This is a genomic window from Longicatena sp. 210702-DFI.1.196 (assembly GCF_020563125.1).
Taxonomy (GTDB): Bacteria; Bacillota_I; Bacilli_A; order Erysipelotrichales; family Erysipelotrichaceae; genus Longicatena; species Longicatena caecimuris.
In genome coordinates this window covers 1-16149 of record NZ_JAJCPX010000051.1, presented here as the reverse complement: position 1 = coordinate 16149, position 16149 = coordinate 1, and the positions used below count along the sequence as shown (strand labels likewise).

The 16149-nt window shown below is 39.2% G+C and carries 11 protein-coding genes and 1 pseudogene; 2 read left to right on the top strand and 10 right to left on the bottom strand.

Annotated elements, in window-relative coordinates; all coding sequences use genetic code 11:
* From LI241_RS14475 to LI241_RS14450, 6 genes and pseudogenes are all read right to left on the bottom strand, one after another.
* Positions 1-266 (bottom strand): annotated as a pseudogene (locus LI241_RS14475) (group II intron reverse transcriptase/maturase); the annotation flags it as partial.
* 663 nt (positions 267-929) lie between these two features.
* A complete protein-coding gene (locus LI241_RS14470; RefSeq protein ID WP_008689763.1) occupies positions 930-2345 on the bottom strand; it encodes an MATE family efflux transporter in 1416 nt (471 codons plus the stop codon).
* An 11-nt stretch (positions 2346-2356) separates the two neighbouring features.
* Positions 2357-2785: a MarR family winged helix-turn-helix transcriptional regulator gene (locus LI241_RS14465; RefSeq protein WP_008689766.1), complete on the bottom strand. Its 429-nt coding sequence runs from the start codon at positions 2783-2785 to the stop codon at positions 2357-2359.
* 193 nt (positions 2786-2978) lie between these two features.
* Positions 2979-4757: a J domain-containing protein gene (locus tag LI241_RS14460; protein WP_008689768.1), complete on the bottom strand. Its 1779-nt coding sequence runs from the start codon at positions 4755-4757 to the stop codon at positions 2979-2981.
* Between the two features lie 12 nt (positions 4758-4769).
* Positions 4770-6482, bottom strand: coding sequence for a molecular chaperone HscC (locus LI241_RS14455; protein WP_008689770.1), 1713 nt, complete (start codon positions 6480-6482; stop codon positions 4770-4772).
* A 127-nt stretch (positions 6483-6609) separates the two neighbouring features.
* On the bottom strand, positions 6610-8145 hold the full coding sequence (locus tag LI241_RS14450; RefSeq protein WP_227151389.1) for an ATP-binding cassette domain-containing protein: 1536 nt from the start codon (positions 8143-8145) through the stop codon (positions 6610-6612).
* Positions 8146-8398: 253 nt separating this feature from the next.
* Here LI241_RS14450 and LI241_RS14445 point away from each other — a divergent pair, with 253 nt between their 5' ends.
* Positions 8399-9904, top strand: a complete 1506-nt coding sequence (locus tag LI241_RS14445; RefSeq protein WP_008689774.1) for an FAD-dependent oxidoreductase — start codon at positions 8399-8401, stop codon at positions 9902-9904.
* Positions 9905-10043: 139 nt separating this feature from the next.
* Here LI241_RS14445 and LI241_RS14440 read toward each other — a convergent pair whose 3' ends face one another.
* Genes LI241_RS14440 through LI241_RS14425 form a run of 4 tightly spaced genes read right to left on the bottom strand, consistent with a single transcriptional unit; the run spans position 10044 to position 14867 of the window.
* On the bottom strand, positions 10044-11366 hold the full coding sequence (locus LI241_RS14440; RefSeq protein ID WP_008689775.1) for an MATE family efflux transporter: 1323 nt from the start codon (positions 11364-11366) through the stop codon (positions 10044-10046).
* The gene (locus LI241_RS14435) at positions 11356-13656 is read right to left on the bottom strand and encodes a U32 family peptidase (protein WP_017144568.1); all 2301 of its coding nucleotides are present in this window, start codon (positions 13654-13656) and stop codon (positions 11356-11358) included. The genes LI241_RS14440 and LI241_RS14435 overlap by 11 nt, the downstream gene beginning before the upstream one ends.
* On the bottom strand, positions 13646-14101 hold the full coding sequence (locus tag LI241_RS14430) for a threonine/serine exporter family protein (protein ID WP_008689777.1): 456 nt from the start codon (positions 14099-14101) through the stop codon (positions 13646-13648). Before LI241_RS14430 ends, LI241_RS14435 begins: the two co-directional genes overlap by 11 nt.
* 1 nt (position 14102) lies before the next feature.
* Positions 14103-14867, bottom strand: a complete 765-nt coding sequence (locus LI241_RS14425; RefSeq protein WP_119957647.1) for a threonine/serine exporter family protein — start codon at positions 14865-14867, stop codon at positions 14103-14105.
* 204 nt (positions 14868-15071) lie between these two features.
* On the opposite strand from LI241_RS14425, the gene LI241_RS14420 reads away from it, so the two are divergent.
* On the top strand, positions 15072-15953 hold the full coding sequence (locus LI241_RS14420) for a diacylglycerol kinase family protein (protein ID WP_008689779.1): 882 nt from the start codon (positions 15072-15074) through the stop codon (positions 15951-15953).
* The last annotated feature ends 196 nt before the right edge of the window (positions 15954-16149 follow it).

Here is a 16149-nt window from a genome sequence, read left to right as displayed (position 1 = left end):
TGGATGATTCTATCCATTACCGTTGGTATCCCCAGATTTCTAGTTCCTCCATTCGCTTTTGGTATTTCAACCCGCTTTACTGACTGTGGTTTGTACTTCCTCTCTGTGATTTCAGCTCTGATACGTTCCCAGTTCTCTTTTATATAAACATAGGCATCCTCAATCGTTATTTCATCAATTCCGCTTGTTCCTTTGTTCGCTTTTACACGTTTATAGGCTTTGTTCATATTTTCTCTGTTCAGTATCTTTTCTAATAGTTTTGACATACTTTGTGCACTCCTATCCTTTCCGCTTTCTTACAAATCATCATATGTGTTTTGGATATTTGCTCATTTACGTTTTCACTCATACCCCTGTCTGATTGTTGTAAGAAACACACATTTTGCTCGTGCGATTAAAACGTTCAGTCCTTCAGTATTTCTACCTACTATGACCTCGGCTGACTTCTCATTGTTCGTTGTTACTACTCCTCGACTGCACGTCGTTCTACGTCTCGCCTACTAAGCCAATGAGACCTCGCGGGGTAAGTCACATATCTTTCCTCGTTTACTTATCTGATTTACGCCATTAGGTTACGGTTATCTTTTGGACTTTGATGCTTCATGCCATCTCATCCGCTAATGCCGCCTTATTATCAGCCGTCTGAATTTAATGTTCAGACTTCCTGTCCGTTAAGCCACGATTTCGCTATTGCTTCCTCTCTCCCATACCTCACGATATGAAACTTGCAAGTCGCTCTTGGGTTCGTCGATAACTACGCCCCGAGGGATTTTCACCCTAGATATGTGGCATGCCCGCCACACAATAAAAAAGTGGCAATTGCCACTCTTCATTGCTTATGCGATATAAGGCAGTATCCTTACATGCGCGTTCATAAAGGATTATGAGAATCAGATTTTCCTATCTTTTAGCTTCTGTTTCTTAATAGTCTATTCCAGTACCCCTAATTCTTCTTTTCCATCTTCATCCTCAATCTGCTTGTCCAATTTCTTCATTTCATGAGAGATAAAACCGAATACAACAATACCACTTGTTATATCGGCTATCGGACCGGCATATAAAATACCATTTAAACCAAAGATCATAGGTAAGATTAAAATTAAAGGGATCAATAAGATCAATTGCCGCATCATCGATAAGACACTCGCCTTTAATGGCTGCCCGGTTGCCTGAAAATAGCTTGTCGCTGTTATCTGGAACCCTGCACAAAAGATTCCCATCATAAAGATACGCATACAGCGGATAGCAAATTCGGTAAATGTCGCATTGCCACTGCCAAATAAAGATAATATGATATGAGGAATGGTAATGCATAACAACCAGCCAACAATGGAAGTAATTGTCGCAATACCAGCCGCACGCTTATAAGTACTTTTAATGCGCTTTGGTTGATTTGCGCCTTTATTAAATCCCAAAATGGGTTGCGCACCAATACCAATGCCCACACAAATAGCAGTAATGATCATCGAAACCTTTAAGACAATGCCCATAGCACTTAATGCCACATCTCCACCGGTCGATGTCATATCACCATAATATACCAAAGAGTTATTCATGACAACCTGCATAATTGTCGCTGCTGTCTGTGTAATACAACTAGAGATTCCTAATGCGAAAATCGCTTTACAGATGGATGATTTTAACTTCATATGATCAAAGCGTAAACGCATATGACCTTTTTTCAAGAAATAATATAGTAAGATGACAGCACCAATGATTTGTGATGTTATGGTCGCAATCGCAGCACCTTTTACTCCCCAATGCAAGACAAAAATATAAAATGGATCGAGCATCGTGTTTAAAATAGCACCTGCCAGCATACTATACATGGCGACATTAGGACTGCCATCCGTTCTTGCCATATTGGATAATCCGATACCTAACAAATTAAACGTAGATCCTAACAAAATAATGCTTGCATAGTCTTTCGAATAGGCCATATTTTTCGGTGTTGCGCCAAATAAGTTTAATATAGGTTCTAAGAAGACTAAACCAATTACAGTAATCAAAAGACCGATGACCAACAGCATCAAAAATTCATTTCCCAATGTATTTTCGGCTTCGTCTTCTTTCTTTTCCCCTAATTTGATTGCCGCATAAGCACTACCACCGGCTCCCAACATCGTGCCTATTGCCAAAAGAATTGTCATCAAAGGAAATGTGACCGTTGTTGCGGCATTTCCCAGATAACCAACACCTTGCCCGATGAAAATTTGATCAACAATATTATATAATGCATTCACCAGCATACTGATGACACTGGGAATAGCAAAACGCATTAACAGCCGTCCAATCGGCTGATACCCTAATGGATTTCTTGTTTTTGGATGTACATGTTGTTCCATAGATTCCCTCCTTATTTCTTTTTAACGAAAGCAGCTGCATTCGCTGCTACTCTTCCCATGAGGCGCGCTGTAACTTCGCATTCTTCATCACTTAACCCATCTGTGATGATCGCATGCCAATCAGCAAGCACTTGATTGATCATCTCAACAATGGCCTCACCTTTTTTTGTCACATACAGTTTCGTGATACGACGATCATGTTCATCACTGCGTCGCAATACGTAACCCTGCTCCTCTAATTTTTTTACTGCTCTGGCCGTCGTTCCTTTATCATAATGATCTTGATATGCAAGCTCATATTGATTAATCCCCGGATGACGATAGATATGTAATAGAAAAAACTGCTGTCCACAGCCAATATGATAGGGTGCCAGTTGTTCATCGAAATAAATCTGACTTAGCCGATATACCATGGAAGAATATTTACTAATAGCAGGCATTTCATCACCTCTTAACTTACCGTTGCATAAACAACTATTGTATTATACCGTATGAAAGTTGCATACGCAACCATAAAATGTAAGATTTTTTGACGATGTCTTGCTTCAGTAAAGTCATATATATTTTCATCAGTAAATGAAAAAAGCTGCCAACATCTTTGCTTCCGATGTATGCGCAGCCTTTCATCACATTTTATTTTTTATCATGCAGTTTTCCATCAGCATAGTATTTTCCTTGGAAATCATCCTTCATATATTTATAGTCTTCTACTCTTATTAATTGTTCATCGTAAAGGGCACATTTACCATGCAGACAAGCTGCATAATATTCACTCTCCCCATCTTTGCCTTTCACAACCAAAATGTCATCATATACCTCATCCATGACTTGACGATATGCAAGGTCATAAAAATGCCAACCGTCTTTAAGCTTCACAATGCGATAATTACTTTTATTGTTACGATAATCTTTAACTTCTAGCAATTCTTCATCACCCTGCATCAAAATCTTTTTACCTTCTTTTTCTTCGACATAAATGATAAAGCCTAAATCATATATATTTTCATCAAAACTAGAATGAACAATATTGCTATACTCCTTCATTCTATCTTTTTCCTCTTTTGCTTGGTAATTCATAGCAGTCATAATGCTAAACAATACGGCCACTGCAATGATATATGGTAATTTAGATGGAGTCTGTACTTTTCTGCTTTTCGACAAGTACTGATGCAATTGAAAGACAGCTTTCTTTACGTCTTGCTCAGGTGGGATACCTTGCGCTGCTTTGTTTTGGATAGACAGTAAATAGGATGATAATTTTAATTGTCTATCCATAAGATCTTTGATAGATTGACGATATCGTTTCTTTGGTAAGATATACTCTGATAAGCGTTTTAAGAATTGCCCATTTGTCCTAGCTTCTAAAAAGGCATTCGTACTTAAAAAGGTTATCCATACCGCTGTATCGTTTCGTTTAGTTGATTCACTCAGCATTATCCATCGCTCCAACACCGTATCTTCAACAGGTCTTTGTTTACTCATCAAATCAGAGAAATCAACTATGTCAAAACATTTTCCACTTATATGAGCAAGCACTTCACTTTCCTTTGGCAAGGAAAGCTGCTCTTGCATCATCTGTTGTACCTCGCTTTGAAGTGGCTTTGGACGATCCAATGTCTTCCATAAGAGTTCATGGAATTTAACTTCTTGTTTCACCAGCTGAAAACTTACTGTCTTAAAAAAAGCTTGCCAGCTGGATGGCTGTGTCCGCAGCGGACTTTGGTCGAGTGCTGCCCAATCCATCAATACGAGATGCAAAAGTGCATAGAAATACTTTTCTTTTATGGACAGCAAAACAGCAGTCGGTGTCTTTAGCTCCATCATCGTCTGCCTTTTTAATTGTTCATCAAAGGCTTCGATAGGAACGCTTGTTTCTATTCTTTTAAATTGATAGAGTGAAAGACGCAAGCGTAGAAGAAGCGCTGTATCGCATGAAAATACGCAATTGTCTTTATGATATGGTATTAATTCCTCTAACGCTTCGAATAAATAGTCTTCAAAACCTTTATACTCTTGAAAAAATTGTTCCCATTCATTGTATGTGGCTTGTGTTTCATAGAGCTGTTTCCACTTTTCAACAAAGTTATTTTGTATATACTGCAATACATCAAAAACATCTTTGTACGCTTCTTCATCATCATTCGCATGAACTTCCTCTTTTTCAAAAGCAAATAACCTTTCATAGATGCTATGCATATCTTCATGTTCCGCTTGATTGTTACTTTCTGCAGATTGCGACATAGCGCTTTGTTTGGCTATTTTTAGGGCGCTTTCATAAGCTTGGCGTATCGTTTGATACATTTCGGGGTCATCTTCAGGATGATATTGTCTCACCATTTTACTATAGGCTTTTTTAATGGCTTTTAGATCTGTTGTTTCTGTGATTGCTAAAATTTCCCAACAAGATTTCATACTTCATTCCCCCTATGCTTGAAAATAACGAGGAATCGTCGTTGTATCCCCATCCCCTTCTATGCTATCCAGGCGTCGGCTGACTTCATGATAAGCATGATCAATCGCACGTTCATTCTGACTTTCCAATACCTGTTCAAAATAGCGCATCAGATCTGCTACCATTTGACGTTCTTCTTTTACAAGTTCTAAAAACATTCGTTCACCACGTGCCAGTAATAAGCGATTACGTTCTTTATCACGTGGATGTATCTTCAACTCCTTTAATGCTTGGAGCTTTTGCTTAATTTCTGCCTCACTCATACGATTATTTTTCGATAAGATCATCTTATGAAAACTTTGCCGGGTAGAAATTACAAAGGCATCCACCTCTAAAATGCCATTTATATCATAAGTTAGACGAACCTTTACGATTTCCTTACCTTTTTTATTGGGTGGTACCTTAACTTCTAAATTGCCTAATAACAGATTATCTTCTGCATGGTAATGTTCTCCCTGATAAATTTCAAAATCAATGACTTCTTGTTGATCATGTATAGTCGTATACAAAGATTCCCGACTACATGGCAATACACTGTTACGTTCAATCAAAGGACTCATAATTGCATCCTTCAGCCCGTCGGGATATATAGCAGTGCCTAAAGTGAAGGGACAGATATCACTAAGGAGCATATCTTTGATTTCTTGATTGCGTTCTTTAATACCGGCTGCTGTTCCACATCCATAAGCAATCGCCTTATCCGGATCCAAGTGCATAGTTACGGTATGCTTAGTCAGATATTCTATATAATGCTGAACGACTGGCATCTTACAAGAGCCCCCGACAAGGATGATATCATCAATATCTCCAATATCATCACCAGCATCCTTTAATGCTTGTTTTAAGGGACCTTCCATCCGTGTTAAGATGCTATTACCCAACAGAATCAGCTGCTGATTTGTAAGTTTCATACTCAAAAGCGTATCATGGATGCGTACTTTCATGTTCACCTCATCCTGTTCACTCAGTTTACGTTTGCATATTTCTGCCTGCTTCATTAACATCGCTTTTTCCTGGACACTGATATCTGTAGCATACAGACCATGTTCCCTTAAAAAGGCTTCAGCGATCACGGTGTTAAAATCTTCCCCACCTAAATGATTATCGCCGGCAACCGCAGCTATTTCAATCACATTATCAAAAGCATCTACAACGGAAATATCTAAAGTACCACCACCAAAATCGATAATGAGAAAAGTTTTGTCTTCCCCATCATCATGAATATGCTGTGCTAACGCAGCAGCACTTGGCTCATTGATAATTCGTTCCACTTTTACTTGCGCCAATGCCCCTGCTGTCTTTGTCGCCCAACGCTGATCATCGTTAAAATATGCCGGCACACTGATAATGACCTCTTCGATGTCTTCCTGCAAATACATTTTTGCATCTTCAATCAGTTGGCGTAGGATAAAAGAACTTAACTCTTCAGGTTTAAATGTCTTATTACCTAACGTATATTGCTTGGCTGTACCCATGTCCCGCTTAAACGCAGCAACACTGTCTTGGGGATGGGTAATCAGACGTTCCTTTGCTAATCGTCCTACTAAGATTTCATCATCCTTTACACTGACGACACTTGGTGTTATATATTCCCCTAATGCATTTGGGATCAATTCTGCTTTGTTATTTCGCCAAACACAGGCCAATGAATTGGTTGTACCTAAATCTATTCCAATAATTGCCATATAAAATCTTCCTCTCTTAACTACGAAGGCGTGTATCCATTTGCTTTTTTATTTTATCATACCCTTTGCACATGAGTAAAATTTTCACATTTTCTTATCGCATGTTTATGGCATTACTCTATCATAATCACTTCCATCTTATGAGCCTTTGCCCGACGATTTGATATCGCGTTGTAAAAACCTCTTCTATGAACTTACGATCATGTGATACCGCAAGGATACAGCCTTTAAATTCCTTTAAGATCTGACGAAGAAGCGGATTTGTAAGTGGTGATAAATTGCGGGTCGGCTCATCTAACAGTAAGACATTGCAATTGGTTTTAATGAAGCGTAAAAGATACACTTTTGCTTTTTGTCCTTCACTTAATTCCATGAGGGAATGTATCATTTCATCACTCGTAAATTTCATTCTTCCTAGTAATTCCCTGGCTCTGGTAACATCCTTTTGATCACCTTCTTCCAAGAGAAATTGAATAGGTGTCTCATGTTCTTGAAAACATTGTGCGTATGCTTGCGACATATACCCAACCTTAAGATCATCGCGCAGCTTGATTTCTTCATAAAGTCTTTTCAATAATAAACTTTTTCCACAGCCATTGCGTCCTGTAATTACCACTTTTGCTTGCCCCTTTATCAATAAATCAACATCTTGTAACAGTATTCTTTCTTGTATGCGCAATTCCTTTAGCTGATACTGCATAACTATTTTCGCAGCCGGTAAAGGTGTTGCTTCAAAATAGACATCAATGGCTTCTTCTACTGTATCCACCTTATGAACCCCATCTCTTTCATGACGGTTTTCCAGTGCCTTGATATTTTTCATTTTCTTTTTCAATAATTGCCCCATGGATGGGTTGCGCACCGTATCATTCAATGCATCATGTACCGCATTACGCATATCGTTCAATTTGATCATCTTTTTTTGATATTCCAACTGTTCTTTCGAAGCTAAGGCGGCTTCTTTATTTAATTTCATTGCTCTGCTGTTAACATACTCTTGATAGGTACCACGATAGATCGTATGCACACATTTTGTTTTCTTATTTCGCTGTTCCAGATGGATGATGACATTGGCCGCATGTTCCAATAATGTTTCATCGTGTGATATAAAAATAACCGGTATTGTCTGTTGAACGATGAATTGTTCCAACCATTCCAGTGTTTCAATGTCCAAATCATTGGTCGGCTCATCGAAAAGTAATAGCTCCGGATGACTGGCTAGCAACTTTATCAGTTGAAGTTTAACCTTTTCTCCACCGCTTAACGTTTTGATTTTTTGTTCTGATGTCAAACAGGTGGCATCCAGATGTACCTGATGACATAATTGTTCAAATTCTTTTAGGCGATTATAGTCTTCTGCTTCTATGATATCCGCAACATCATTTTTTAAAACATATTCATATACATAGCTTTCCTGCCATTTGTCATTTAACTGTTGTTCAAAATAGCCGATATGTTTCATGTCTGTAATAATCGTTCCACTTACCTCTGCATAGTCTTCTATTTGTTTTGTATTATAAATTGCTTTTAATAAGGTTGATTTTCCATTTCCCTCTTCACCGATAATTCCTACCTTATCTTCATTTCCCAGGGAATAATTAAATTTATCAAGTAATATATGATTCTTTTGATCTTTTATTGTAACATCTTTTAGAATAAGCAATGGACATACCTCCTTTTGACACAAAAGAAAAGAACGTCAGACGTTCTTTGTGTGATTGTTCATCAGGATAAGTGATCATACGATAATGACACGACAAAAACGATTCTGTTTACGGATTCATTTTTAAGTTTCATTATCGATTGTACATCCTATCACTCCTTCATCTTGCTTTTTATGATAGCGTAAATAAAAATGAATGTCAACTTATAAAAAACCATGTATGGGGCATGATAAAGGATAACGAGGTGAGAGCATGAACGATTCTTATTGGATCAACAAACAAAAACAACAGCTCCAATTTCCGCAAGTCACAAAGGAATTGGATACGAATATTGTCATTATCGGTGGTGGTTTATGTGGGTTAAGCAGCGCTTATTATCTTTCTAGAGCAAAAGAAGACATCATTGTTTTAGAGGCTGAGGAAATTGGTCGTGGAGCCAGCGGGCGCAATACGGGAAAGGTCACATCGCAGCATGGCTTAATCTATCGTCATTTATTAGAAAGCTATGACAAACATTTTGCGCGATTATACTATCATGCAAATGAAGAAGCAATCACTTCCATCGAAGAAATCATTCAGGAGCATGGGATTGATTGCGATTTTCATCGTTGTGATACGATGCTATATACAAATGATGATGTACAAATTGCCCAGTTGCAAGATGAATATCAAGTGTATTTGGATCTGCATATTCCTTGTACCTATGTGGAAAAACAAACAACGCCTTTTGCGATGAAAGCTGGACTTATCATGCATTATCAGGCAGTGTATGATCCTTATGCATATGCTTGCGGTTTGGCTAAGGTGCTTCGTGATGCAGGCGTTTCACTTTATGAGCATTCTCCCGTGAGTGACTTGCAAGAAGAAGCAGATGGCAGTTATACACTGCTTTGTAACAATCAACGTATTCATGCTAAAAAAGTCATTCTTGCCACGCAGTTTCCTATATTGGATCATGGACATTTCTACTTCGCCCGCATGCGCTGTGATCAAGAAACAATTTTACTTTGTGACTATCATGGAGAAGACTGTACGGCATTATCAATCGATACCCCGATGCGTTCCTGGAACTCCATCAGAGATGGCATTTTAATCGGAGGAAACAGCGGTAAAAGCGGTCAGCAGGATAGCAGCGATTTGCAGGAAATGCTCAAAGAAGCTGCCCAAAGTTCTAGCATTGGTGATGTAAAAGCCGGTTGGAGCAATTCAGATTATATCTCTTTTGACCATATCCCCTTCATTGGTAAATTAGATAAGCATAATGAAAACTTGTTATTTGCCAGCGGTTTTTCTAAATGGGGCAATACCAGTGCAAATATCGCCGGAAAGCTTTTATGTGCACATGCACTAGGTAAACGCAGCCAATATCGCGTAATATTTACACCACAACGGATGTCGGATATCTTCTCCCTACCTTTTGTAAAGGAAAATCTAAACGTTGCCTATGAATTTATTAAAGGTAAATTTAAACATCCCGATGACCAATATCCTGATATCGGTGAAGGGAAACTAGTGCAGATTGATGATCATACTTATGGTGTATATCGTGATGAGGAAGAAATTCTGCATATCGTCGATGTGACTTGTCCGCATTTAGGTTGTGTTTGCCATTTTAACGCCATGGATAAGACCTGGGATTGTCCATGTCATGGTTCTCGTTTTTCCTATACCGGTGAATTGATCAAAGGACCGGCTACCTATCGTCTACATCGTTACGGCGAAGGATTCAATGAGATTGATCCGCATATTATTGATTGATCTTTTAAAATTACTCCTTCATAAAGACATAAGAAAACACCCTTTAAGAAGACTGCTGTTTTGCGAACAGGTAAGCGAAGGGTGTTTTTCTTATATTTTCTACATAACGATACAACGACTGTATTTTATTATCAATTTTTCATAACTTTTTTAACAGCCAGAAACCACTGAGTACTGCCAATCCTTCTGCCAGCGTAATCGTAAACCAAATGCCATTCATCCCAAATAGATGGACCATGATAAATAATGATATGATCACAAAGACAAATCCTTTCAAAAGAGCCAAAATAGTAGCAGCACGGCTACATTCAATGGCTTGCAAATAATATAGAATCATGGTGATGATGGCCGTAAAAAACAAGCTTGTAAAATAAAAGCGAATGCCATCCCCGGCACTGGCAATAAGCTGCATATCTCCATCACTGAAAATGGCAGCCACAGTGTTAGGAAAAAGGAGAAAAAGGATGTATAAAAGTAACGCAAAAAGAGAGCTGGCAATTAAGGATATATGAAATGCCTGCTGGGTCCGCTTTTTTTGTCTTGCCCCATAATTCGTCGATATAATTGGCTGTGCGGCCTGGGCAAAGCCATTTAATAACCCTTTGGTAACATAAGCGATATTGGTGACGATGGCATAAGCAGCTAAGAATAGCTGATCTGCCTCTTGGACAATAACATAATTAAAAATGAGCACTACGCTTCCGGCACTGATTTCCAACACACCGCTACCGGCTCCATTCATCAGCATACGTTTCCATACTTCAATAGAAAAGATATTCTTACAAAAGTGCACCGTATTTTGCTTAAAGAAAAAATGTGGCAACATAAACAATAAACTTAATACGGCTGATAAAGCAGTCGCAATGGAAGCACCAAAAAGCCCCATGCCAAAGACCATGACCAAAAGATAATCTAAGATGATATTCGTAATATTGCCACATAAGGTAGCCTGCATGGCAAGCTTGGGGGCATGATCATTACGTAATAAGATACTGCCGGCATAATTAATGACAAAAAACATGGCACAAGCATTGATTGGACGCATATATTCCATAACATGTGGCAAAAGCTCTTGACTGCTTCCTAACATGTAGGCAAAAGGTTGAGCAAATATCGTCCCAAAAACCGCAATAAACAATCCTATTACACTCATGCCCAACACACTGCAAGTAAATGCCTGATTTCTTTCTTGCATATGTCCTGTTCCTTCCGCAATGGACATGATCGTAGCTCCCCCAACTCCAAATGTTAAGCCGATAGCAGAATATAGTGTAAACAATGGCATAGCGATATTCAATGCCGCTAAACCGGTACTGCCGGCACCTTTGGAAATAAAGAAGACATCTGCCAGGCAATACAAGGAATTGCTCGCCATCGCAATCAGCGTAGGGAAAAGATAATGCAGATATAGCCGATGCACACGATCATTCAATAGCCGATTTGAAGATACCTTAGTCGACATGAACCTGTTCCTTCACTTTCCGCAAAACACGTCGTGTCTTATGCGCATCTTCTATCGTAAAGACAATAAGTGCCGAAGTGATACCAAGCTTTTGATACGCCTTCCATTCTGCGATATGATCATAGGCATCCTCACTCAATAAATGTATACGACAGTGTACATCACTTAAAATCGGATAGCGATGCCCTTTCAAATCCTTCAGATTATAGCGTGTTGCTTTTCGACATAAACCACACTGTTTCTTACCATCATCCTTTAGACATGCCTGTATCGGGCAATATTCACTCAGCATCAATTCCACATGACCATATAGTTGTACAGCAAAATTGCCTGTTCTATGATAACACTTTTGAAATGCCGTGGTTAATTCCTGTATGGTATCCGGGGTATGTTCCACTGATAAGGTAAGAATGTCCACACCGTTTGCAAAGGCAAAAGCAGCGCTATAAGAATTTGTGATATTCAAAGAAGTATCTCCGGCATGAGCTTGAGCAAAACTTAATCCTGCCGTTTCTTGAATTAAAGTATGAGGTTGTGTATAAGCATCTTTTTTTACGCGCTCTTCACGTAAATAGACTGTTTCATTGGCTTGTCGTAAAGTTTGATATAAGCTGACATCCGCTATGTAAATAGAAGAAAAACCTTCTTCACGACATACTTCATATTGTTCTTTTGTATGTACGACAATCATGACTTCACGCATTGATGGCAAAGCGATAACCTTTGCTTTTTCTTCTGCAAAACGTCGAACACCATTTCGTACTTCACGCAGTTTCTGCAATTGCTCCAATGCCTTTCTGCGCATGCGATTCAATTCCTTAATAGGTAAAATGCCATTACTTACAACATTACTCATATCACAGCAGCTGATAGCAAATGGCGTATCCTTTGTTTTTTGTAGTTGTGCCAGGATGCGTTCCTTAGATAAAGGGGTTTTCATTGCTTTTTCACATGGCATATCGGAAAAGACTTCCACTTGATGCTGTTGCTCATCTTTAACGATCAATTTTGCTTTTTTCTGAAGCTGCATGGAAAAGGATGCTTGAATGGGAATGGTACGTGAACGCTGCTCATAGGATGCTCGCAAAGCTTCCAGCTGTTGACAATCACTCGTCTTTAACAATATACTGCCTTTTTCCACATAACCGGTTTTATCCAATTGAATGCGTTCATTCTTTTTTGCGTGATTCACTAATAAGCCATTTTGATACATACGATTGACACGAAAGCCCTCATCCCCTTTGGCTTTCAAAATACGCACACCATCTCCTTGATGTAAATCATCTACCAATTTTACGGTCATCTTATCTTTGCTGATCTGTTCAATGATACCTGCACGCACGCCCATATGATTGGGACGCAGCGGATTCATTAACGCACTTCCAACCTGGTGAAAGAGATGTCCGCTGGTAAAGCCACGATGAAACACTTTTTCCATTTCCTGTTTCATAGCAGCATCTACATGAAACGTTTCCTTACGAGTATACGCATCTATTGCTTTACGATATAAGGCACACATTAAGGCTACATATTCTGGACGCTTCATTCTGCCTTCAATCTTAAAGGATGCTATCCCTGCCTCAATTAAGGTTGGTACTTGTTCTAAGGTATTTAAATCCTTCGGACTTAACAAATACTGCCCTTTGGTCGTGATTTCTTTGTGTAAACCATGATGATCTTCTTCCAATGTATATTGCATTCGACAGGATTGGGCACATTCTCCTCGATTTCCACTGCGTGCCAAAGTCAGAGAAGACATCAGACACTGTCCGGAATACGATACACATAAAGCCCCTTGTACAAACACTTCCAAATCTACGCCAAGTTTTGCATATTCGCGAATTTCTTCAATCGTTGTTTCTCTTGGAACAACCACTCTGGCTGCCCCCATTTCCTGTAACATCGCAATGCCTTGTGGATTATGAATATGCATCTGTGTAGATGCATGTAACTCCATATCCGGAAATCGCTCATGCAGCAAGGTAAATAAGCCGACATCCTGAATGATCAAAGCATCGACATCCATATCCTGCAAACGTTTTACATACGCTATGACTTCTTCCATTTCCTTCTCATAAAGCAGTGTATTCACGGTTACATATACCCGCACACCATATACATGTGCATATTTAACTGCCGTTTCCATCTGCGTATCATCAAAATTATGCGCAAATGCTCTTGCGCCAAACATAGTTCCTCCTAAATATACTGCATCACAACCATTTTGAACGGCTGCCTGCAATGCCTCAAAGCTTCCTGCCGGAGCTAATAATTCCACATTAGTTCTCACTTCTTTTCACCTGCCGTTTCGTTTTAAAAACTGAGCGCATGATTGTTGAAACCATTAAGATACCTAACACCAAAACGCCTGCAATACTAATCGTATCTAAGCCAATATTTAATGCCTCATCTACATGTCCCTGGATCGCCTGTAACATCATGCGATACATACCACCACCGGGTACCAAAGGAATTAAGGCGCAAATGATAAAGGTCGTGACCGGTGTCTTACAGATACGTGCTAAGATTTCTGAATAAAGTGAAAAAGCGATAGATCCCAAAAACATCGCCATCATTTCACTACAGCCATACTGCATGGACAATTGATACACAACACCGCCAATACTGCCGCCAATACCAGCTAGTAATAATTTATTTCCTTTGATATTAAATAACACCCCAAATCCTAAGCTGGCAAGAAAACTGGAAATCATCACACTGCCCAGATTCAGCATATCAGACACCTCCTTGTACCATGAAAATACTTAAGATAAAACCGATGCCTACCGCAATGGCAATCGCCACTAAAAATGCTTCACAGGCTCTGGCAACTCCGGATAAATAATCACCGGCAACCGTATCCCGTATGGCGTTGGTGATTGCCAGTCCCGGCACTAATAACATAATGCTGGAAATAATCATAATATCAACATCCGTATTCGCTAACAACTTATGCAGACCTAATGCAACCATCGCCGCAAAAGCCGCTCCAATCGCATTAATGAAAAAATTATTTAAATCTCGCTGTTCCATAAACCACGTAATTGCTTTAATAATCAAACCGATGAAAAAGGCACAGCCTGCCTCTAACATACTGCCTTGAAAGAAGATGGCAAAACCTCCTGCACTAAGCGCACTGAATAGTAAGGTCATCCCAAATGAATAACGCTCTTTTCGACCAATTTCCTGCAATTGTTGATTCAATTCTTCTAAAGAAAAAGCAGTTTCACTCGCTCTTCTTGACAATGCATTGATACGGTCAATGCAATTTAGATCGACCCCTCTTGAATGTACGCGCATGATTTTTGTCGAAGTCTTACCATCCACCGTGATTGACAACATGATACCGGTTGGCGTAACAAAACTTTCCGCATCCTGTACCTCATGAAAACTGTGGCATAGGCGGACCATGGTTTCTTCCACCCGATAGATTTCCGCTCCACTCTCAATTAATAATTTACCGGCATATCCTACGACATTCAGCAGTTGATCACTCTTCATTCTTTCACTTCTTTCTTTCCTTAAACAGTATATCGAAATGGGGTCAAAAAAGAAACCTTTTTTCTTTGAATTTTCAATTACGTCTGCTTATATATATGCGTAAGTTTGACTGCTACATGAACGAATAGAAAAAGATTACGATAAATTATTGGTAATTTTTGGCCTTTTTCATTATAATGTTAGTTATATGCAGGAGGTGATACCATGCGGCAAGTCATGCTTATTGTCAATCCAAAAGCCGGTAAAGGAAATGCCAAAGCAAATTTATTTACCTTATGCAATGCATTTTGTGCTATGGAAGATGAAGTCAAGGTATTTGTGACACAGTATGGTAACCATGCACGCCAATTGGTTGAAGAAAAGGCCGAACAATTTGATTTACTGTTATGCTGTGGAGGAGATGGCACATGGAATGAAGTTATCAGCGGTCTAATGAAGGTGGCACAAAAACCGGCAGTCGCTTATCTTCCAACGGGAACCGTTAATGATTTTGCCTCAACACTGAAATTAGCAAAAAGTCCTGGTAAGCTGATGGAACATCTGGCAACACCAACGCCTTTTGCTTGTGATATCGGTCAGTTCAACAAACGCTATTTCACCTATGTTGCCGCCTTTGGTCTGTTCACCGAAATCTCCTATTCGACACCTCAAGGAAGTAAAAACACCTTTGGCAAGGCTGCTTATTTTTTGGAAGGCATTAAGCAGCTGACCCATATCCCACGTTATCATATAGTTTTAGAAACAAAAGATATGCGTATTGAGGAGGATTGTATCTTTGGCTGTATAACCAATTCACGTTATGTGGCAGGCTTTACTTCTATCACCGGGGAACATGCCAAATTAGATGATGGTTTATTTGAAGTACTTTTACTGCGCGTACCGAATAATCTATTAGATGTGCAAAATATTATAACGGCCTTATTAAAACGCGAAGTAAATACTACCTGGATGCATTTTCTGACAACTTCTGCTTTGACGATTACTTGTGATCAAGCAATACCATGGACCTTAGATGGAGAAGATGGAGGAAGCGTGCATTGTGCCAAGATCCAAAATCATCATAAAGCGATTACCATACTGCTATAACACGATGCAGAGAAATAACAGAATTCTTTCCATTGATCATGATGATAAAGATAAGCAATTTTTTACGCTTTTATCACACCATTCATAATATCAAATATTCCCCATACAAACGTAAAAGTATGCTAAAACACTTAACCTTATCAAATCGAGTAGGGTGAAATAAATCACCCTCTCACACCACCGTACGTACGGTTCC

Bases quoted from the DNA above. Each gene is read 5' to 3' on its own strand.
- LI241_RS14430 (WP_008689777.1), bottom strand. From the start codon at position 14,101: ATGCTGAATCTGGGCAGTGTGATGATTTCCAGTTTTCTTGCCAGCTTA.
- LI241_RS14440 (WP_008689775.1), bottom strand. From the start codon at position 11,366: ATGTCGACTAAGGTATCTTCAAATCGGCTATTGAATGATCGTGTGCAT.
- LI241_RS14455 (WP_008689770.1), bottom strand. From the start codon at position 6,482: ATGGCAATTATTGGAATAGATTTAGGTACAACCAATTCATTGGCCTGT.
- LI241_RS14425 (WP_119957647.1), bottom strand. From the start codon at position 14,867: ATGAAGAGTGATCAACTGCTGAATGTCGTAGGATATGCCGGTAAATTA.
- LI241_RS14460 (WP_008689768.1), bottom strand. From the start codon at position 4,757: ATGAAATCTTGTTGGGAAATTTTAGCAATCACAGAAACAACAGATCTA.
- LI241_RS14420 (WP_008689779.1), top strand. From the start codon at position 15,072: ATGCGGCAAGTCATGCTTATTGTCAATCCAAAAGCCGGTAAAGGAAAT.
- LI241_RS14470 (WP_008689763.1), bottom strand. From the start codon at position 2,345: ATGGAACAACATGTACATCCAAAAACAAGAAATCCATTAGGGTATCAG.
- LI241_RS14465 (WP_008689766.1), bottom strand. From the start codon at position 2,785: ATGCCTGCTATTAGTAAATATTCTTCCATGGTATATCGGCTAAGTCAG.
- LI241_RS14445 (WP_008689774.1), top strand. From the start codon at position 8,399: ATGAACGATTCTTATTGGATCAACAAACAAAAACAACAGCTCCAATTT.